A 19,340-nucleotide genomic window follows, 5' to 3' on the forward strand; every position below is an offset into this window, starting at 1 on the left:
ACAGAATAAGAGCATTATATGAATCAACAGATTAAACAAAGAGGCAGTGTTCAGATTCAGCAGCTGGATAAATACTTCCCTCATGAAAAAGAACCGCTGCATGTCCTTGATCAGATTGATCTGAATATTCAGCCAGGAGAGTTTGTCAGTATTGTCGGCAACAGCGGCTGTGGAAAATCGACCTTACTGCGATTATTGGTTGGACTGGATGCTGAATTTAACGGAAGTATTCTGATTGATGGTCAGGCCGTAACAGGCACAGGTGCAGACCGTGGGATTGTATTTCAGGATCATCGGCTGTTTCCCTGGCTCACAGTGGAGCAGAATGTAGGGCTTGCCCTTGAGCAGAGTCAGCTTTCCAGAGCTGAGAAAGCAGAGCTGATTGATTACAATTTAAAGCTGGTTCAGCTGGAAAATTTTAAAAAGGCATATCCTGCACAATTGTCAGGAGGGATGAGCCAGCGGGTCGCGATAGCCCGAAGTCTGGTGAACCGACCTCAGATTTTATTACTCGATGAGCCTTTTGGTGCGCTTGATGCACTCACCCGTGCGAACCTGCAACAGGAATTACAGCGGATCTGGCAAAGTGAAAAAATCACGGCCGTACTGGTGACGCATGATGTGGAAGAAGCGGTATTGCTTGGTGACAGAGTTGTCGTGATGCAGCCTCATCCGGGTCGGATTAAACGTATTGTCAATGTCGGTCTGGAACGTCCACGAAAGCGGGATGATTATCGGCTGGCTGCAATCAAGAACGATATTCTGCAGGATTTCCAGGACAGTACAGTGGTGGAACCACAGATTCTGGAAAGGTTTCAGTTGACCTGGTAAAACAAAAAAGCCTGTTTCAGACAGGCTTTTTTAATGCTGAGATTTAAATCAGTGCCTTAATCGCTTTTTTCTTCCACACAAACTGATAATACAGCCCCTGCATCATACACAGACTGACAAAGGCGAGCGCATAAGCGTACCAGATGCCTTTCAGCCCCCCCCCACTCGCTGAACAGCCACGCAGCAGGAATTTCAATACACACAATCGCTGCGATATTTAAGATCATGGGAACGGTCACTGTTCCGCTTGCCCGCATAATCGAGGCAAAAATAGAAGCAGCACCAAAAAACAGTATTGACCACAGCACAATAAACAGCAGATTCTGGCCCAGTTCAATCACGGTATCATCGGTAATGAAAAGTGCCATCAGATAGCGGGAAAACAGATAGGCAATTGCAATCAGTCCACCTGTAATTGCAATATTCATCATCAGAGAAGTTCGGGTCACTTTGCGTAACAGCTCAGATTTTCCAGCCCCGATCGCCTGTGCAGCAAAAATGGATGCTGCAATAGAAATGGACAGCGCAGGGAACTGAATATAATTCAGCACCTGATTGACGGCACCATAGGCAGCGGTGGCATGTGCTCCATAATGATTGACCAGTCCGATAATCACCAGACCAGCTGTCGAGGTGGTGACCATCTGAATGGCGGTTGGAATACCGAGCCGTAGAATAATTTTACTCAGCTGGGGCTGATGTCTGATATGACTGAATAATGAAGCATCGGGTTTTAAAGGATGATCTTTTTTATTGAGATAAATAAATAAAAAAATCAGCACCGCGATATAACCGATACTGGTGGCAAGGGCAGGCGCAATAATGCCCAGTTTCGGCATGTTGAAGTAACCTGCAATAAAGACAGGCGTAATAATAATACCGATAATAATGGTCATGCTGGACGCAATCAGGGGCGTCACGCTGTCACCGACACCCCGCAGAATCGAGGTATAGATAATATAAATAAACAGCAGCGGACTACCGGCCAGCATCCATTGCACATAGGGCAGGGACAGGTGCATGACACTTGGGTCTACACCCAGCAGGATTAAAATTCTGTGCGCGGACAGAACTCCTGTAATGGCAATAATACTGCCACCGATCAGCGTCATAAACAGCGTGGAACCCACGACACAGCGAACTTTTTCTGTATTGCCTGCTCCCCATGCCTGACCGACCAGTACCGTTGCACCGGATGAGATACCAATCACAAAAGCCAGCAGAAAAAACAGAATTGGGAAAAAAACCGAAATGGCAGCAATCGCATCCACGCCCATCATCTGCCCAACAAAAACAGTATTAATCGTTCCTGACAGATTTTGCAGAATATTGGTTGCAATCAAAGGAAGCAGAAAAACCAGAAATGTTTTCCAGAATTTTTCCTGGTTGACTAATTGAGTCTGTGCCATGTGTTTTCAGTATGCTCCTGCTGGACTCTGTCTGATCATTCGGGTGAATGATCAGACTTTGCTCACTGACGCTATCATCCCACAATCCTCTGGAAACTGGATAGTGGTGAATGGTTAAACAGCAGAAAGAATTTTTCCTGCAAGTACCAGAGTTTCCTCTTTTTTTGCAAAACAGAAACGGATCAGTCTCAGGTCTTCAGGGGGCTGCTGATAAAACACAGACACAGGAATAGCCACGATTTTATGTTCTTCTGCCAGCAGCTTACACATTTCAGTATCGTTCAGGTCAGGACGAATGGCACTGTAATCGACATTCTGAAAAAATGTTCCCTGGGATGGCAACAGTTTAAATCTTGAGTCCTGTAAACCTGAGTTGAACAGATCTCTTTTCTGCTGGTAAAAATCAGACAGTCCTGCAATATGTTCTGGATGATTCTGCATATAGCTTGCCAGTGCCATCTGAACAGGCGTTACACCACAGAAACTGGCAAACTGATAAATCTGTCGGAAGATTTTCATCAGTGCAGGTGAAGCCACGCAGTAGCCGGTTTTCCAGCCTGTGACATGGAATGTTTTACCGAATGATCCGATCACAAAACTGCGTTCACGCAGCGCAGGAAAACTCAGCGCAGAGCGATGTTTTTCGCCGTCATAAATCAGGTGTTCATAAACCTCATCGGACAGAATCACAATATTCTTATCCTGAATCAGCGCGGTTAATGTATGCCAGTCCTGTTCTGACCAGATTGCACCTGTTGGGTTGTGCGGTGTGTTGACAATAATCATGCGGGTTCGGTCATTGATGGCATCTTTGACCTGATTCCAGTCGACAGAAAAGGCTGACGCATTCAGAGCAATATGAATGGCTTTTGCTCCGACCAGCTGTATGCTGGGCGCATAACTGTCATAGGCAGGATCAAAAACAATGACTTCATCACCAGCGTGAACGATTGCCTGAATGGCACAGAAAATAGCAATGGTTGCCCCTGGAGTAATGGTGATTTCATGGACGGGATCCAGCCTTAAACCATCGCGCTTTTTAAAGACCTCTGCAACCTGCTCTCTTAAAGGCAACAATCCATCACCTGGCGCATACTGATTGTATCCGTCCTGAGTCGCCTGACTGAGTGCTTCCAGCAGTGCAGGAGGGGCGGGAAAATCAGGAAAACCCTGGGACAGGTTTAATGCATTCAGGCGTTGTGCCATAGCGGTCATGGTACTGAAAACAGTAACACCTTGCGCAGGAAGTTTGGACTGGAGGTTGATCATATTCAGTGGTCTGAAATGTCTGAAGTTGAAACTGAGTGTAGCAGGTCAGTTTTATCAGCTGAATAGCGCCAGGCAGATGGAGAGCTGTTTTTTAAACCTGATGATTTAAAATCAGAACAGGGAGCTTTTTTCACGATTGATTATTCTGTGCTGGCTGCATATCGCCGTGTCATTTTTTTAGCAGATCTGCTGAAACTGGTGATTATCTCCCTGTGCTGTATGACAAAACAGGGAGTAAATGGATATATGGATTAAGCCAGTTCCACTTCAATGCCTTTTGCCAGACTGGAACGGTCATGCTGTGAATTTTGTTTAATTTTCAGATACGATTTTTTTAATAAACGACGGGACGTTCGGTTCAGTGGTTTTTCAATCCAGCCTGGAAGTTTCATGCCCAGAGGATTGGTTTCGGTTACGGATGCATCTGTGGTTACACGGGTTCCCATAATGTAGTCAAACCATGGACGGGTTACACACCAGTTGGCATTCTGATTGCTGGTCATGTGGTGATCATAATGCCAGGGAATACGCTTTCTGGCATACTCTGGGTCTAAGTGAGATCTGGCATGAACTTTCCAGTAATTATGAATTGAATAATAAAGACCCGCAGTAAAGAATGGCGCAACGGGTAAAAAAATGGTTGCTGCACCTGCCAGACCGATCAGTGCCGTTTTTTCATTATAAATTTCTGCATTTTTAAACATCGACTCGGCATAGCCCTCATCATGAAAGGCATTTAAACGCGCCCGTTTGTGATGTGCAATATGTGTAAAAAAAGGGCTGTTACGGTACTTACTCGGATACTCATGCAACCAGACTTTATGGGCGTACCACTCAATACCATTTGCAACAAAAAGACCAATCGGGAAGCCAAGCATACTGAAAATACTCCATTCACTGTTCTGTGAATTATAGGAGTGAACCCACAGAACCTTTTGACCCTGACGGAGGCTGAAAGCATGTCACTACAGTCAAAGCCTTAACTTTGTTTGCGCTGACGGTATGCAGTCGGTGTTTCACCTGTCCAGCGTTTAAAAGCACGTGTAAATGCAGAATGCTCTGAAAAACCGGTGAGATACACAATCTGATCCATCGTTTCCTGAGTTTCAGCAAGAAGTTTGCGAGCCAGACGTTCACGGTACTGATTCAGAATATGCTCATAACTGGTCTCAATGGTCTGTAAATCGGTTCGCAGGGTACGTGGGCTACAGTTCAGATGCTGGGCAATCAGGGCTTGATCAAACTGTCGGGATTCCAGCAGACCACTGCTGAACAGACGCTCAATTTTATGAACCAGCTGATATTTTTCCAGCTGATGAAGCTTCTGTTCCGCCAGGTCCTCATGAATTTTAAGCAGTTCAGGTTCGGCCGCCAGGGATGCTTTCTGCAACAGTGCAGCAGGGAAAAAAATTGCACCTTTACTTTCACTGAAGTGAACAGGGCAATCCCAGGCATCCATATATGTTTTTTGAGAGGCACTGGAAGCATAGGTCAGTGAAATCTGACTGGGTTGAAAATCTCCGTCGCTGATATATCTGAAAAATGTGAGCATAATACCAATGGCACATTCCAGGTAATGCCTGACTGGATGTTCAAGCCCAGACAGAACAGCAGTGTCTCCTTCCACGGTTAAAGAAAGCTCAAATACATCGGTCAGAATCTTCTGATAACGTAAAAAACGTGCTAAACCCTCACCAAAATTTGGACTGCTTAAAAACAGGTATTCAATGACCAGGCCACGGAAAACAGGCATATTGACACCAATATGCAAGCCAATATCTGGATTCTGGCTGATTTTTTCTGCAGCACTCCAGAATCTGTTCTGTGTGGAGTTGTTACGGCGGACAGTTTTTACAGGTGGCTGATCGGGTAAATTTACACTTGCAAAAATGGATGCAACATCCATCCCCATTTTTTGCATGGTCTGATACGCCATCCATAAAAACATACCGGCATCTGAAGGTTCTTTCGACATATTTAAAATAAAGTCCTGATGTTGTTATAGGGCTTAAGACCTGTATCTGATGTAGATAGAACGAATATTTTTTTGTTGTGTTGAACACTTAAGACCTGCAATTTTGATTTTTGCTTGCTTATATTGCAATTTATCATTCAATCAGTGACAGAGGCAAAGGGTTTGCATGGGTTGAAATTTAGCAAATCACAGTCATTCTTTGAGGATGGGTGGTGCAGATTTATAATCATCTGAAAATAAAGATTTGTAAAAAGCATTTCGCATAAGAGATTTTATGTTAAATACGGAATTTTCTACCTTTAAACTCAGTTAATTTTCGGGAGCATTACCACCTCATTGACTTAAAATTTGAAAAAGGTGAATATTAAATTTTAGACAACAATGAATAAAATAAGGAGAATCTCATGGGTATGTATAGCTATATACGTCTTGCTATTGTAAATCCTAAAGATGGAAAATCCATTTTAAAAGAAGAAAAAAATACAATTATTCAGGCACTTTACAATGATTGAATAGTTGATCCAAAACAAATGGCTGAATCTGCCTTTGATTTAGATGGCAATGTAATAGACTCTATACCATGGTATGACGTTGAAGAAAATATTCAAAAATTTAGTGAAAACTATCCAAATCATGTATTTATTCTTCGTCAAAGAAGTGCTGAAGAGGAATTTGAAGAAGACCCCTACTTTTCTTCGTTCTATGCAGGGAATCGTGTTTCACTCAGACCTGATCTAATTGAAGATGCTTTTTAATTTATTAAATTGATTGTACTGGTCTAATGAAACTGGCCAATGATATTAAGATATCTATATCTATCATTAGCCTATAGGTTAATTATAGCCAAAGTGGACATTTCTACTTGGGAATTACACAAAAATGGGAGCCATAGCTCCCATTTTTATGGATGATTCTTTAATTCATTCAGCATAGCATCACGCAGAATTTTATTCATACGTGTCTGATAGCCTTTGCCTTGAGCCTTTAACCACTGCATAACGTCCGCATCAATACGTACAGTTGTCACTTGCTTAGTTGGTTTATAAAAAGGGTTTTGAACAGCATTTTTCCAGAAGTTTTCATCAAGCTCAGGAATATCTGAACAATCTATTTCGCTGTCTGGACGTTTAGCTAAAGCTTCCAGTCTCACTTTTTGTTCATCAGGCAATACTGGAGGATTGTTCAAATCAACTTTGTATTTAACGATTTTGCTCATATTCATTCCTCTCTTTTTTTACTGCCTGTCGTGCTGAAATGATACGGATATGATCAATCCCATCATGGTCTTGTACTGTGTGAGCAACCAGTAAGATTGCCTGACCATGTACCATCCCTATCGCTTGCCAACGATATTCACCATTCTCAAAGCGATCCTGTTTATATACGGCATAAGCATCATAAAAAACCAAAGTTGCATCTTCAAAAGCCACACCATGCTTTTTGAGGTTTGTTTCGGCTTTATGCTCATCCCATGAAAACTCAATTTCCATAGTTGCATCGCTTTTTGCTAATATAAAAATGTTAATACAAATTTGTAAATTTTGCAAAATTTAGCCAATTTTTATTGGCAAAAGATATCAAAACCGTTTAAAAAGAAAGCGATTTGTTTCCAGTCTGCTTTTTGGGGGATGAATGGCGGATTTTTAAATTATTAAATATTTGATTTTAAATAAAAATATTAAAACCATTTCGCATAACGGCCATTATGTTAAATGGATATTACTTCCAAAATAACAATTTCTGAAAAAAGCTTTTTTCTTGTGTATGGGGCGTTAACTGTTTTTCAGCAATTTCCCCATAGCCTAGGGTGATTCTATTTTCTATTTCATAAAAATCATTAATCAAATCAAAACCCAGATATTTATTTGCCAAGTCACTTAGTAACTGTCTAGCTAAATGGTTGGTGGAGTTATCTATAGAGCCAACATAATAAAATTTATAATAATTTTCCCACTCTTCAATGTCATCCAAGGAAAAGTTTGGATCCGTTATAATTTCCTCTTTCCATTCATCACCTTCTTGGTATTCATGTTCATAACCTATTGAGGCGTTAAGCCATTCTTTTTCAAAATCTTGAGGTTCTCCATCCTGATAAAAAGCTTGATCTTCACATTCAGTAACTCTTCTAACTTCTATATTATTTTTAAATATCAAATAACTAGCTGCATTAGAACTATCTACACATTCAAAAAATATTACCCAATCATTCAATGAGGACTTTTTAAGCCTTTCATTCCATAAATCTTTATCTTGATAAGCAGAAAAGAAAAAATTGTGATTATGAATAATGACTAAATTATCTTTAATAAACTCTAATTCAATAGCTTCATTTGCTTTAAAATTAGGTTCTAAAATTTCAAAGTCTTTTTCAGTCCAATTGTTAATTAAGTCAACTATTTCTTCTAAATTACCTTTAAAGGGAAATATCATCCCACCAGATCTATAGCCCATGATTATTAATTTATTTTGATTAAAAATTTATCTTATCAAAAATTAATATTTTCTAAAATTAAAATAATACACCTTATACGAAATGTTTGAAATTTTCCTATAAGCATCAATATTTTAACTAAATCCGTTCCAATAAACAGCGCACTGGAGCGGCTTTTTATTGATTCTTCACGTTCCACGCTTATAAAAAAGTACTGTTTCACAAAACTGCTTAGGACAACTAAACAGTCAAATCGCAAAATCAATCACTGCACGAATCACCCCCAGAGTCAGACCGATAAATGCACCGACCACAACACCGTTAACACGGATCATATGCAGGTCGCCACCGACTTCATTTTCAATCTTGGCAATCATTTCAGTGGAGTCCCATTCATGAATCCGCTCACTGATAAAACGGATCACTTTTTCACTGTACTGATCACTTAAATTGATCGCTATACCGCTGATACGGTCATTCAGCAAATCACGTACAGACTGATTCTGAATCAGGTTTTCACCGACCTGCTGAATGGCTACCCGCAGATTCATGGCTAAACCTGAGTCTGCTTTCATCAGGTCATTTTTTACAGCATCGCACAGAATAACCACAGCCCCTGAAATAAAATTCAGTACAGATTCACTGTCCAGCAGGGCATTTTTAGTTTCATTCAGACGGATACTGGCGGTGCTGTTATTATCAGCCAACTGTAGCATCAACTGATGAGCAGCTTCTTCAATTTTCTGGCGGACAGGATGTTCATCATCGGCCAGCATGGATTCCACTTTTTCCAGTAAAGAATCTATAGTGCGCTGTTCCACATCTATCCCGATCCAGCTTGCACCTTTGGCAAGCCGTGACACCCCCAGTTCCTTGAACATGGTCTGAGTCAGTTCACGGGTTTTTTCTGGGTGATTGATCATCCATTCATGTGCAACATCCAGTCCACGCTGTAACACGTCCTGATGGAAGTCGTTGTCGAGTACGGCACGCAGCATCTCGCTTGCCAGCTGATTCATGTGAGTATTTCTGACCCATTGAATGCTGTTGTTCTGAATAAACCGTCCAATCTGTTCCTGACCGACAAATTCAAAAATTTTAGGAACAGTCTGCTGAATGACTTCAACCACCTGACCATTGTTCTGTGGACTGGCAAGCCATTGACCGACCGCCATACTTAAATCTGTGTTTTTAAGGCTGCGTTCAACCACCTGAGGGGATAAAAAATTTTCCTGAACAAAGCGTCCCATGGACTCCGCGATACGGGCTTTGTTACGTGGAATAATTTCGGTATGGTCTTTTAAAAAACGGGGAATTGGAATTTTTCCAAAAGGGTTGCGGAACAGGACGGTAATGGCGTACCAGTCAGCTAAACCACCGACCACACCGGCTTCAGCACCGAGCATGAGGATATGAATAAACCAGGCATATTCAGGCAGCAGTTTTGCAGAAATAATCAATACAAACCAGGCCACCACCGCAATCACTAAAGCAATGGTTGCAAAGCGCTTGCTACGATCCAGGCCTGGAACTTCATGGGCTGATTCACTGTGTTCAATTCCGCTCATGCATTGTCCTAAAAATGATTATTTAGCTGATGGTACAGTAACTGGTTGTGGCTGGAGTACCTGTCCTGTCGGACTGACGCCATATTTTTGACCGAGGGACTGTAAAATCAGACGGGCGTCAAAGGCATCATCAGGTGCAGTTTTCTGTGTTTTATAGCATTCAATGGTATAGGACACCTGAACAGGGTCAATATTGACCACCTGTGGCATGTCATAAAACGGGTCAGGCCAGAAACCAGGGTAACGACGATAATACCCGTAAGGGGGATACATTGGGGTTGGATAGACCACCGCCTGTCTTGGAGGCTGCTGGTTACGGTTGCTCGGATCATCGACAACTTTAAAAAACTGAAAACCGTTCTGAAGTGCAGTCTGAGCAGATTTCACCAGGGTAATTTCTTCTGCTGTACCAAAACTGAAATTTGGACGTGCAACAAAGCTGACACGATAGGTCTGTGCATTCAGCGGAACAGTGTTGTACTGCCCAAGCTGATCAAAAGTCAGTGGTTTGGATGGTGTAGTGGCACAGCCTGTCAGACTCAGAGCAGCTGCCAGGCTCAGGCAGGTTATGACTTTTTTCATATTAAGCTCCTTAAAAAACCGGACAGGGAAAACAGGTATTGATCATCTCAGAATTTGATGGATTAAGCATGAATTTCAAGAAGAATTTTGTTACCCGATGGACAGGCATTATAAATTTGTAGCGTCACTTTTTATTCAAAAAATAACTTCAGAGTTGATCAGATGAATCAAAGTGTCCTGGTGACTGGGTGAATATCAATACTTCAGGGATTTGATATACTCGAAGCAAATGAAAGGGTTGATTATGAATTGAATGAGTATTCAGATTAAAGGTTATATTGCGACAAGCGCAGATGGTTATATTGCAACAAAAGATGGCTCAGTTGAGTTTTTGACGCCCTATCAGGCAATTGACTGTGGCTATAACGACTTTATTCAGGAGATTGATATCGTCGTTATGGGGCGTAAAACTTATGAGGTGATCTGTTCCTTTGGCGGTGAATGGCCATACCCAGATCAAAAAGGATTTATCGTCACTTCTGATTCTTCACTGGACTTAATTCATTCGTCACTTTCAGTATGGAATCATGGTGTTCATGAGTTGGTCGATCATCTCAGACAGAACTTTGAGGGAAATGTCTGGGTGGTGGGAGGAACGCAGTTACAGAATTCGTTCCTTGAGCACAATTTACTGAACAGCCTGGAGGTTTTTATGATGCCGGTGTTGCTTGGTGATGGTATTCCACTGTTTCCAGGCTTTAAGTCGAATGTTCAACCGTTGAAATCCATACAGGCTGAAATGATTGAAAATACGATCATTAAAAAAACTTATATTTTTTAATGACCGCTTAAAAATAAGATTGTTCAATTGATGAAGGATGCTGCTGCAAACCGTAGGGTGTCTGCAACAGCTTTTACTGATCAGAAACTGCTGTTGGGCTGTTTTAAAAATTCGATTTCTTCCGCAGTTGATTCACGTCCTAAAATTGCATTGCGATGTGGATAACGTCCAAAACGGTCAATAATCACTTTGTGTTTCTTTTCAAAATCTAAATTGATCGGATTGCCCAGTGTTTCAAACAGTTGCAGTGCCTGTTCATGAATCAAGCGGGATTCGCTGTGCATAAAGGGCATATACAGAAAAGAGCGCTGTTCCGGTTTTAACTGATCGTCCTGCCCAAGCAGAATGCACTCCTGAGCCAGCGTCAGTGCCTGTGCATCCTGTGCGAAGGATTCTGGAGTGTCTCTGAACAGATTGCGTGAGAACTGATCCAGTACAATAATTTCAGCCAGTCGGCCTTCTGCACTGGTGCGCCATTGCCACAGTTCTGCCTGACGTGCCTGCAATAACAGATTTTTAAACTTTTTTTCTATGAGTTGATCAAAGTCTGTGCTCTTAGCAAACCATAGAGGCTGTGTGTCTGAGCTGAACCAGAAGTCCAGAATTTCCTGATATTTCATGTGTTTTACAATTCATTAGCATTTATTCAGCAATACAATCACAAATTTTGAGTGTCTTATACAGTAAGTTTGTGATAAAAAATTGCGGAAATTTAAATATCTGTTTTGCCTGGAAAGCAATCAGGATGTCATATGACATTAAAAAATCACGGTATACTGATATAAACTGATGATTTTATTTAGCCGTATTCTGAAAAAAGCGAGATTGCAATGAGTCAACCCACACCAAAAGCTCTGGCTGTACTTCCAACCTGGGTGGATTCATCGCTGTTGAAAGGGATGCTGCGGGGGATTGAGCGTGAAAGCCTGCGTATGCAGAGTAATGGCTTTCTGTCACAGGCAGATCATCCTGCAACATTAGGTTCGGCACTGACACATCCTCACATCACGACAGACTATTCTGAAGCACTGATGGAGTTTATTACGCCACCGAAAGCCAGCATTCCTGAAGCACTGAATTTTCTTGCCGATATTCACGCGGTTGTTCATGCTCAGCTGGAAAACGGGGAAAAGCTCTGGCCTTTATCCATGCCATGTATGCTGGATGATAATGAAGAAAATATCCGTCTGGCACAGTATGGTTCGTCCAATATCGGAAAATTTAAAACACTGTACCGCCGTGGATTGGGCGTGCGTTATGGTCGCCGTATGCAGACCATCTCAGGTGTTCATTATAATATTTCATTCCCTGACCATTTATTTGAGCAGTTGCAGCAACACGAATCTGACGATGCTTTAAAGGCGCTGAATCTTCAGGATTACCGCAGTCACCGTTATCTGGGGCTGGTGCGTAACTTCATCCGTCTGACTCCGCTTGTGGTGTATCTGATCGGTTCCAGTCCTTCGGTGTGCCGTTGCTTCCTGACAGGTCGTGAGCATCAGTTGCTGCCGCTGGTGAAAGGGACGCTGCATTTACCTTATGCAACCGCACTGCGTATGGGGAGTTTTGGTTATCAGAACTCTGCACAGAAGCAGTTGGGCATCCATTACAACAATTTAAAATGCTATGTGGCAGAACTGCAGACGGCGGTGCATACACCGTATCCGCCGTTTACACATCTGGGGCTGAATGATGCGCAGGGTGAGCCTGTACAGATTAATGACCATGTGCTGCAGATTGAAAATGAATACTACAGTCTGGTGCGTCCTAAGCAGGTACCTAAAGCAGGCGAAACACCTTCTCAGGCTCTTGCGAACCGTGGTATTGGCTATGTGGAATTACGTGCGGTCGATGTTAATCCGTATAACCCTGTAGGTATTGATGAAACCACTGCCGCTTTCCTGGAAGTGCTTGCGTTGTACTGTCTGCTGAAAGACAGTCCTGAACTGCTCGAGCCTGAGCAGGATTTACTTGATCTGAATCATGCAGAAGTGGTGAACCGTGGTCGTGCGCCGAATGCAAAAATCCTGGCTGCTGATGGTGAAACTGCGCTGGTTGAATGGGTGCAGACACATGTCACTGCCATGCAGGAACTGGCTGAGCTGCTGAATCAGACCTATGACACAGAGCTGTACAGTCAGGCACTGGTGTTGATGCAGAACCGTATCACTGATGTGGATGCAACATTATCTGCACAGGTGATTTCAGATACACTTGAACATGGTGGTACCTGGAGCTTTGGCAGTTTCATGGCACAACAGCATGCCGATGTATACGCATCTCATCCGCTGTCTTCAGATGTACAGACTTATTTTGACCATGCCGCTCAACAGTCTCTTCAGCAACAACAGCAGCTTGAACAGGATGAGAGCATCAGTTTTGAACAATATCTTGCTGATTTCAGATAGCAGGGAACAGATAAAAATTAAGAGGTTTTGCCATGCAGAAGAGTTATCGCCTGGTCAGTGGTCTGCTGGTTCTTGCCAGTATTGTCGGTATGGCATTTGCTTTGTATCTGGAGCACGGACAGGGGCTTTCGCCATGCCCACTGTGTGTATTTCAGCGCGTTGGTCTGATTGGACTGGGGCTGATCTCACTGATTGCATTTATTCATAATCCTAAAACAGGTGCGTTCCGTCGCATTTATGCATTTCTTGGACTGGCATCCATTGGCTGGGCGGCAGGTGTTGCAGCCCGTCATGTATGGCTACAGAACCTGCCACCGGATCAGGTGCCAAGTTGTGGACCAGGTCTGGATTACTGGATGGATACTTTGCCGTTAAAATCTGTTTTTGAGCAGGTTCTGACAGGTTCAGGTGAATGTGCACTGGTGGACTGGACCTTCCTGGGGCAGTCTTTACCAATATGGTCACTGGTGTTTTTCAGTGTGCTGGTGCTGATCAGTCTGTGGCAGTTATTCAGAAAATATCCTGCCTGAACAGAGTGAAATAAAAAAAGCCAGCAGATCCGCTGGCTTTTTTATGGACTGAACTTAAGTCAGTGCAATGCCTTCAAGACTTTTTAGGTGAATAATATACTCACGGATCTGTTCTTCAGCTTCCACATCATGAACCGGATAAAACCATTTTGCGACCTGCTCAGCCACGCTTGAGTGATACTGAATTTCAAAGTGATTCAGACCATAAAATACTGCTTTATGTGACTCAGGCAGTTTGAGCTGGAAGCGTGGGTTTGGATGTTCACCCAAAGCACTTTTAACACTGACCAGATAGTCGCCGATCACTTTTCGGGTTCTGTTCCTGCGGTGTTCATGTTCAATGGTTCCAGCCACAAGGAAAGTGTTGATATGCGACGGTAATGGTGCAGGTTTACGGTTATCGTCCATCAGCCCAATACGGATATCATTGTGTTCCCAGTCATCATCACGGACACTGCCGAAACGCAGATCCAGAATTCCGTTACTGCGGATGTTGACCACATGACCAATAATTTTCACCACAGGCAGGCGTCCCAGTTTTTCCTGCAGTGCAAAGCCAAAGCGTTCAAGTACCGCACCATGATGCGGTGATCCGAGACAGACCAGATTTTCCACCAGCTGAACCCATTCATACATGTTCTGTTTGCCATAGAACAGCGCACTGCGCGAGATCAACCCTCCCATGCTGTGCCCAATCAGATCAATACTGGTGATCCGTGGGTTACGGTGAATCAGATCTTCAAGTGTATTTGCCAGACTGCGTCCGTTGGCTGAAATACGGCGACCTGAATTATAATTCAGATAAATCATGGTGTTGTGATCACGCTGTGCCAGCAGTTTTTCACCGATACCACCGAAATTCCGGTTGCTCCAGTCCAGATGGTTCATACACAGACCATGAGCAAACACGACGACACGACCGGTCAGCTCACCTTGCTGCACAGCACCATAATGGTCATACAGTGCCATTGGGAGTGCCATCGGATTCTGCTGTTCAAGCAGATAATCACCCAGTACCCCATTTAAAGCACCAATCAGAAAATGCATGGTGGGCGTTAAGGGCTTCTCGTGCAGATTAGGAAATTTTTCAATAATCTGACGCAGACCAGGAGCCAGAAAATAATTACCATAATTCTGGAGTGAGCTGTATCCGAACTGATAAATTTTGTCGACATAGGAAATTTTTTGAAACTTTAAGGATTTCTGTTTGCTCAGACCAAAAATACTGAGCAGCATTTCACGCTGAATGCTCTGAATCAGATCCTGTACAACACCGGTCAGACGTGTACTGACCAGCTGTGCCAGTCCTTCAAGTACGTCAGCCTGACTGGGTGGCGTCCTGTCCCATTTACAGTAAGTTTCATGCAGTGGTGTTAAACTTGGCATAGTTGTTTTCTGCCCCTATATTGTCTTTATACCTTGCTCTTTATTTTTCATCAGGATCGAGGTATAAATCTGTACGCTTTCATCTTATGTTGTTCATCCCGAACAGCTTTTAAAATACATGATGAATGCACCCATGCTTTAATTTTTTTGTCGGACAATTCTTAAGCTCATACAAATTAAAACACAAATGTGATATATGTCTCATTTTAAAATCTAAAACAGACTGGATAAATTTGCAATAAAAACAGATGAACGTCATTTATTTACATGGATTTAACAGTAGTCCATATTCCATCAAAGGGCAACAGCTGAAACATTATGCAGATGAGCGTGCTGATCTGGTGGTGCATCTGCCTGATCTGAATATGCCGCCACTGGACGCAGTGGAAAAAGTGGCGCAGCTGATTCAGGACATGGAGCAGGTGGCACTGATCGGAAGCAGTCTGGGAGGCTTTTATGCGACACAGCTGGTCGCAAAGTATGGTGTGCCTGCTGTACTCATCAATCCTGCCATGCGACCATGGCAGCTGTTCAGAACACTGTTTGCAGAAGCGCAGCTGCCTTATCAGGTGACTGCACAATGGTCACTGGATCATGCCCAGCTGGATCAGCTTGAACATATGGCAGTACCATCTGTTCAGTATGCAGACAGTCTGCTGGTGCTGTTGCAGCAGGGCGATGAAGTTTTGGATTATCGTGAAGCAGAACTGTATTATAGTGCAGGGCAGCATCAGTCACTGATCATGACAGAAATGCATGGTAACCATGCAATGGAAAATTTTGCAGATAAAATCCCGATGGCCTTACAGTTTTTATCGGATTGCATAAAATTAAGGAAACATTAAAACGTGTCTCAATATACGGCTCAATCACTTGAAGTATTATCTGGTCTGGACCCTGTGCGCCGTCGCCCGGGGATGTATACCGATACTTCACGACCGAACCACCTTGCGCAGGAGGTGATTGATAACTCTGTCGATGAGGCACTTGCAGGACACGCCAGTAAAATTACCGTCACGGTCTATAAAGACGGTTCATTATCCGTTGAAGATAATGGTCGTGGTATGCCGGTCGATATTCACCCTGAATATGGGCAGAGCGGGATTGAAATCATTCTGACCAAACTGCATGCGGGCGGTAAATTCAGTACGGATAACTATCAGTTCTCAGGTGGTTTGCATGGTGTGGGGATTTCCGTCGTCAATGCCTTGTCAGATCGCGTTGAAGTTGAAGTTCAGCGTCAGGGCAATCTGTATAAAATGGCATTTGAACATGGTGAAGCGGTTGCGCCACTGGAAGTACTGGAAGGTAAAGCACCGAAACGTGCCTCAGGAACGACCGTTCATTTCTGGCCAGAAGCTAAATATTTCGATTCTCCAAAATTTGCTTTAAAAGCCTTAAAACATAATTTAAAAGCCAAAGCAGTACTTGCTGCGGGTTTGCAGATTATTTATATCGATCAGATCAATGATGAAAAAATCGAATGGCAGTTTGAAAATGGTCTGGTTGACTATCTGATGGATGAACTGCAGGATCGGGACATTGTACCTGAGCCTGCTTTTGTTGCCACTGGTGAAGCAGAACGTGCCAGTGCTGAATTTGCGATCTGCTGGAATGTTGAAGGCGGTGAACAGATTCAGGAAAGTTACGTTAACCTGATCCCGACTGCGCAAGGTGGTACGCATGTGAATGGCTTGCGTTCAGGTGTCACTGATGCGATGCGCGAGTTCTGTGAGCTGCGTAACTTGTTGCCACGTAACATGAAATTGTCAGCGGAAGATGTCTGGGATGGTGTGAACTACATTCTGTCTTTAAAATTTCAGGAACCCCAGTTTTCAGGTCAGACCAAAGAGCGTCTTTCGAGTCGTGAAGCATCCAGTATCGTTTTAAATATTGCCAAAGACGCGTTTGCTTTATGGCTCAACCAGAACTCTGATGTGGCAATGCAACTTGCAGAAATGGTGATTGCCAAAGCGGGTCGTCGTTTAAAAGCTGCGAAAAAAGTTGAACGTAAGAAAATTGTTGCAGGTCCAACTTTACCTGGTAAATTGTCGGATTGCGTCGGGCATACCCTTGAAGAATCTGAACTGTTTATTGTGGAAGGTGACTCTGCGGGCGGTTCTGCAAAGCAGGCACGTGATAAAAATTTCCAGGCGATCATGCCGATTCGTGGGAAAATTTTAAATACCTGGGAAGTGTCTTCGGATGAAGTTTTAGCTTCTCAGGAAGTCCATAATATTGCGATTGCCATCGGTGTAGACCCAGGCAGTGATGATTTGTCTGAATTACGTTATGGCAAAATCTGTATCCTTGCCGATGCGGACTCGGATGGTTTGCATATCGCGACCTTGCTCTGTGCTTTATTCGTCAAGCATTTCCCGGCAATGGTGGATGCAGGGCATCTTTATGTGGCTATGCCGCCGCTGTTCCGTATTGATGATGCCAAAGACGTGCATTATGCATTGGATGAGCAAGAGTTAGAGGCTATCTTAAAGAAAGTTAAAACCAAAAATCCACAGATTACCCGATTTAAAGGTCTGGGTGAGATGAACGCAAGTCAGTTGCGTGAAACCACTTTGGATCCGAATACACGTCGTCTGGTGCAGCTGGATCTGGATGATACTCAGCTAACTGCGAATTTACTGGATAAACTACTGGCTAAGAAGCGTTCTGGTGACCGTAAAGACTGGCTGGAGCAGAAAGGTAATTTAGCTGATCTGGGTGTGTGATATTTAAATCTAGGTCTCATTTTCTTAAAAAGCTCGCATTTTGCGGGCTTTTTATTTTTAACTATTGAAAATTTAATCAGAATTTATTATTTTAATCATAAGGTCGCCTACCGTACTTACGCATGAGTAGAAAAGGGATTTCACAAAGTCAGTATGAAAAACTGCACATAACTTTAGTTTTCTTAAGTATCAATCCGTTTGGTTCTTAGTATTTAAACATGCGTTGCTAAAAGTCTAATGACACCAAAATCACAATGATTAGGATTGAAAGATGAGAAAATTATGTCTATTCAAGAATTTGCATATCAATTAGCGAAAAAAATCCAAACTAAACATGCTGTAAAAATTAGTCGTTCACATATTTACGAATTGATTGCATTGGATCAAGGCTACAAATCATATAATGCTTTTGTATCGCAGAATCTTTTAATTGAATGTGGATATGATGATTCAGAAATATATCATCAACATGAATTATTAGAGTTACTAACCTTAGAGATATTTAAAAATCCACCAGAATCAGATTATTCAAACTATCATGATGAAGATATTCATTGGGATGATTATGAAGCTCGTGAATTATTCGAGAAAATTAAAAATTTAATGCTAAAACTGAAAAGTTTGTTAAAAGCCAGTTATGAAGATGAGGGATATTTCAATTTAGCAAAAACTTTACAACATGAATTTTTATTTTTGAATTTATATACACTCAATTTCAGAGGACTCCGAGAATCATTAAGTTATTCAGATTTTGAAAATGGACATTTAGAAGATGAGTATGATGACTTTTATGTTGAAGATAGTATTGATTTTGAAGAGATTGGAGAAAAGTTAGAGAGTATTAAAGGCTATGCCGAAGAGCGTAATAATCTAGATGCTTATGCAGTGTTGGCGGGCTATTATCGTTATTTGGCAAATCGAATTGCTCCTTATGGACGTGATGGGTCTACCTTTGGAGCAAAGTGGGATAATGAAAAACAAAAATATATAAAATCTAAAGAGTCTTCAGAAAAGATTCAACAATATGATGAATATATAAAGCTAGCTGATCACTATCAGGAGTTTATCAAGTTTTTACCAGCCAATGTGGCAGAAATTAACTTCGATGTAGATCAGGAAACGATTTATAAACAATTTCTTTATCTTTGTAATCGTGGTGATTTAGATGCGATAGAAGACTTTTTATATCAACATATTTTTAAAAACTCAGGTGAAGCCTGGGTTTATATTTATTTAGCACAATTATTGGGTACAGATTTTACTCAAAACGACCTGAGGGCTTATAACGCTTATACTGGTGAAGCTTATGATGATTATGGACCTATGGAGGTTGCTGGTCGTAAAGCGATTCAATATGCTGTGAGATTAGATGATTTAAGTGAAGAAAAAGATCAACTTGCTCGAAACATTGCACAGGAATTATTTGAAAAAATTTAATGTT

The 19,340-nt window shown here is 42.3% G+C and carries 18 protein-coding genes and 1 pseudogene; 8 read left to right on the forward strand and 11 right to left on the reverse strand.

Annotation, left to right across the window (positions count from 1 at the left end; genetic code table 11):
* Positions 1-18: 18 nt before the first annotated feature.
* Positions 19-831, forward strand: coding sequence for an ABC transporter ATP-binding protein (locus CDG61_RS00930; protein ID WP_087549715.1), 813 nt, complete (start codon positions 19-21; stop codon positions 829-831).
* Between the two features lie 43 nt (positions 832-874).
* On the opposite strand, the pseudogene CDG61_RS00935 reads toward CDG61_RS00930, so the two are convergent.
* The 4 genes and pseudogenes from CDG61_RS00935 to CDG61_RS00950 all read right to left on the reverse strand — a co-directional run bounded on the left by CDG61_RS00935 (position 875) and on the right by CDG61_RS00950 (position 5,484).
* Positions 875-2,240 (reverse strand): annotated as a pseudogene (locus CDG61_RS00935) (MATE family efflux transporter).
* A gap of 114 nt (positions 2,241-2,354) precedes the next feature.
* Complete coding sequence (locus CDG61_RS00940; RefSeq protein WP_087549716.1) at positions 2,355-3,509, reverse strand: methionine aminotransferase; 1,155 nt, start codon at positions 3,507-3,509, stop codon at positions 2,355-2,357.
* A 251-nt stretch (positions 3,510-3,760) separates the two neighbouring features.
* Complete coding sequence (locus tag CDG61_RS00945) at positions 3,761-4,387, reverse strand: hypothetical protein (RefSeq protein WP_087513673.1); 627 nt, start codon at positions 4,385-4,387, stop codon at positions 3,761-3,763.
* A 101-nt stretch (positions 4,388-4,488) separates the two neighbouring features.
* Positions 4,489-5,484 (reverse strand): AraC family transcriptional regulator, encoded by a 996-nt coding sequence (locus tag CDG61_RS00950; protein ID WP_087549717.1) that lies wholly within the window; start codon positions 5,482-5,484, stop codon positions 4,489-4,491.
* 530 nt (positions 5,485-6,014) lie between these two features.
* On the opposite strand from CDG61_RS00950, the gene CDG61_RS00955 reads away from it, so the two are divergent.
* Complete coding sequence (locus tag CDG61_RS00955; RefSeq protein WP_087549718.1) at positions 6,015-6,239, forward strand: hypothetical protein; 225 nt, start codon at positions 6,015-6,017, stop codon at positions 6,237-6,239.
* Positions 6,240-6,385: 146 nt separating this feature from the next.
* On the opposite strand, the gene CDG61_RS00960 is transcribed toward CDG61_RS00955, so the two are convergent.
* The 5 genes from CDG61_RS00960 to CDG61_RS00980 form a co-directional block, all read right to left on the reverse strand.
* Entirely contained in the window at positions 6,386-6,700 is a 315-nt protein-coding gene (locus tag CDG61_RS00960; protein ID WP_087549719.1) for a BrnA antitoxin family protein, read from the reverse strand.
* Entirely contained in the window at positions 6,684-6,974 is a 291-nt protein-coding gene (locus CDG61_RS00965) for a BrnT family toxin (protein WP_087549720.1), read from the reverse strand. Before CDG61_RS00965 ends, CDG61_RS00960 begins: the two co-directional genes overlap by 17 nt.
* A 229-nt stretch (positions 6,975-7,203) precedes the next feature.
* Positions 7,204-7,935: a hypothetical protein gene (locus CDG61_RS00970; RefSeq protein ID WP_147387762.1), complete on the reverse strand. Its 732-nt coding sequence runs from the start codon at positions 7,933-7,935 to the stop codon at positions 7,204-7,206.
* Positions 7,936-8,163: 228 nt separating this feature from the next.
* Positions 8,164-9,483, reverse strand: a complete 1,320-nt coding sequence (locus CDG61_RS00975; protein ID WP_087549722.1) for a DUF445 domain-containing protein — start codon at positions 9,481-9,483, stop codon at positions 8,164-8,166.
* Between the two features lie 18 nt (positions 9,484-9,501).
* Positions 9,502-10,065 carry a CC0125/CC1285 family lipoprotein gene (locus tag CDG61_RS00980; RefSeq protein ID WP_087549723.1) on the reverse strand — a complete coding sequence of 188 codons (564 nt, stop codon included), beginning with the start codon at positions 10,063-10,065 and terminating at the stop codon, positions 9,502-9,504.
* Between the two features lie 253 nt (positions 10,066-10,318).
* Between CDG61_RS00980 and CDG61_RS00985 the strand changes: the two genes are divergently transcribed.
* Positions 10,319-10,846 (forward strand): dihydrofolate reductase family protein, encoded by a 528-nt coding sequence (locus tag CDG61_RS00985; RefSeq protein ID WP_087549724.1) that lies wholly within the window; start codon positions 10,319-10,321, stop codon positions 10,844-10,846.
* 80 nt (positions 10,847-10,926) lie between these two features.
* Here the strand turns inward: CDG61_RS00985 and CDG61_RS00990 are convergent, their stop codons facing one another.
* Complete coding sequence (locus CDG61_RS00990) at positions 10,927-11,466, reverse strand: DUF924 family protein (RefSeq protein ID WP_087549725.1); 540 nt, start codon at positions 11,464-11,466, stop codon at positions 10,927-10,929.
* Between the two features lie 210 nt (positions 11,467-11,676).
* On the opposite strand from CDG61_RS00990, the gene gshA reads away from it, so the two are divergent.
* Both gshA and CDG61_RS01000 read left to right on the forward strand, forming a co-directional pair.
* A complete protein-coding gene (gene gshA / locus CDG61_RS00995; protein ID WP_087549726.1) occupies positions 11,677-13,254 on the forward strand; it encodes a glutamate--cysteine ligase in 1,578 nt (525 codons plus the stop codon).
* 32 nt (positions 13,255-13,286) lie between these two features.
* Positions 13,287-13,784: a disulfide bond formation protein B gene (locus CDG61_RS01000; RefSeq protein WP_087549727.1), complete on the forward strand. Its 498-nt coding sequence runs from the start codon at positions 13,287-13,289 to the stop codon at positions 13,782-13,784.
* Positions 13,785-13,838: 54 nt separating this feature from the next.
* Here CDG61_RS01000 and CDG61_RS01005 read toward each other — a convergent pair whose 3' ends face one another.
* The gene (locus CDG61_RS01005) at positions 13,839-15,170 is read right to left on the reverse strand and encodes a hypothetical protein (protein WP_087549728.1); all 1,332 of its coding nucleotides are present in this window, start codon (positions 15,168-15,170) and stop codon (positions 13,839-13,841) included.
* Positions 15,171-15,418: 248 nt separating this feature from the next.
* Between CDG61_RS01005 and CDG61_RS01010 the strand changes: the two genes are divergently transcribed.
* The 3 genes from CDG61_RS01010 to CDG61_RS01020 all read left to right on the forward strand — a co-directional run bounded on the left by CDG61_RS01010 (position 15,419) and on the right by CDG61_RS01020 (position 19,336).
* Positions 15,419-16,015, forward strand: a complete 597-nt coding sequence (locus CDG61_RS01010) for a YqiA/YcfP family alpha/beta fold hydrolase (protein WP_087549729.1) — start codon at positions 15,419-15,421, stop codon at positions 16,013-16,015.
* Between the two features lie 3 nt (positions 16,016-16,018).
* Positions 16,019-17,899 carry a DNA topoisomerase IV subunit B gene (gene parE / locus CDG61_RS01015; protein WP_087549730.1) on the forward strand — a complete coding sequence of 627 codons (1,881 nt, stop codon included), beginning with the start codon at positions 16,019-16,021 and terminating at the stop codon, positions 17,897-17,899.
* 282 nt (positions 17,900-18,181) lie between these two features.
* Positions 18,182-19,336, forward strand: coding sequence for a hypothetical protein (locus tag CDG61_RS01020; protein ID WP_118847337.1), 1,155 nt, complete (start codon positions 18,182-18,184; stop codon positions 19,334-19,336).
* Positions 19,337-19,340: the final 4 nt, after the last annotated feature.

The sequence above is a fragment of the Acinetobacter sp. WCHAc010052 genome, from assembly GCF_002165295.2.
In the GTDB taxonomy this organism is placed as follows: domain Bacteria; phylum Pseudomonadota; class Gammaproteobacteria; order Pseudomonadales; family Moraxellaceae; genus Acinetobacter; species Acinetobacter chinensis.

Coding starts and splice junctions, on each gene's coding strand:
- CDG61_RS00930 (WP_087549715.1), top strand. CDS start 19: ATGAATCAACAGATTAAACAAAGAGGCAGTGTTCAGATTCAGCAGCTG.
- CDG61_RS00940 (WP_087549716.1), bottom strand. CDS start 3,509: ATGATCAACCTCCAGTCCAAACTTCCTGCGCAAGGTGTTACTGTTTTC.
- CDG61_RS00945 (WP_087513673.1), bottom strand. CDS start 4,387: ATGCTTGGCTTCCCGATTGGTCTTTTTGTTGCAAATGGTATTGAGTGG.
- CDG61_RS00950 (WP_087549717.1), bottom strand. CDS start 5,484: ATGTCGAAAGAACCTTCAGATGCCGGTATGTTTTTATGGATGGCGTAT.
- CDG61_RS00955 (WP_087549718.1), top strand. CDS start 6,015: ATGGCTGAATCTGCCTTTGATTTAGATGGCAATGTAATAGACTCTATA.
- CDG61_RS00960 (WP_087549719.1), bottom strand. CDS start 6,700: ATGAGCAAAATCGTTAAATACAAAGTTGATTTGAACAATCCTCCAGTA.
- CDG61_RS00965 (WP_087549720.1), bottom strand. CDS start 6,974: ATGGAAATTGAGTTTTCATGGGATGAGCATAAAGCCGAAACAAACCTC.
- CDG61_RS00970 (WP_147387762.1), bottom strand. CDS start 7,935: ATGGGCTATAGATCTGGTGGGATGATATTTCCCTTTAAAGGTAATTTA.
- CDG61_RS00975 (WP_087549722.1), bottom strand. CDS start 9,483: ATGAGCGGAATTGAACACAGTGAATCAGCCCATGAAGTTCCAGGCCTG.
- CDG61_RS00980 (WP_087549723.1), bottom strand. CDS start 10,065: ATGAAAAAAGTCATAACCTGCCTGAGCCTGGCAGCTGCTCTGAGTCTG.
- CDG61_RS00985 (WP_087549724.1), top strand. CDS start 10,319: ATGAGTATTCAGATTAAAGGTTATATTGCGACAAGCGCAGATGGTTAT.
- CDG61_RS00990 (WP_087549725.1), bottom strand. CDS start 11,466: ATGAAATATCAGGAAATTCTGGACTTCTGGTTCAGCTCAGACACACAG.
- gshA (WP_087549726.1), top strand. CDS start 11,677: ATGAGTCAACCCACACCAAAAGCTCTGGCTGTACTTCCAACCTGGGTG.
- CDG61_RS01000 (WP_087549727.1), top strand. CDS start 13,287: ATGCAGAAGAGTTATCGCCTGGTCAGTGGTCTGCTGGTTCTTGCCAGT.
- CDG61_RS01005 (WP_087549728.1), bottom strand. CDS start 15,170: ATGCCAAGTTTAACACCACTGCATGAAACTTACTGTAAATGGGACAGG.
- CDG61_RS01010 (WP_087549729.1), top strand. CDS start 15,419: ATGAACGTCATTTATTTACATGGATTTAACAGTAGTCCATATTCCATC.
- CDG61_RS01020 (WP_118847337.1), top strand. CDS start 18,182: ATGTCTATTCAAGAATTTGCATATCAATTAGCGAAAAAAATCCAAACT.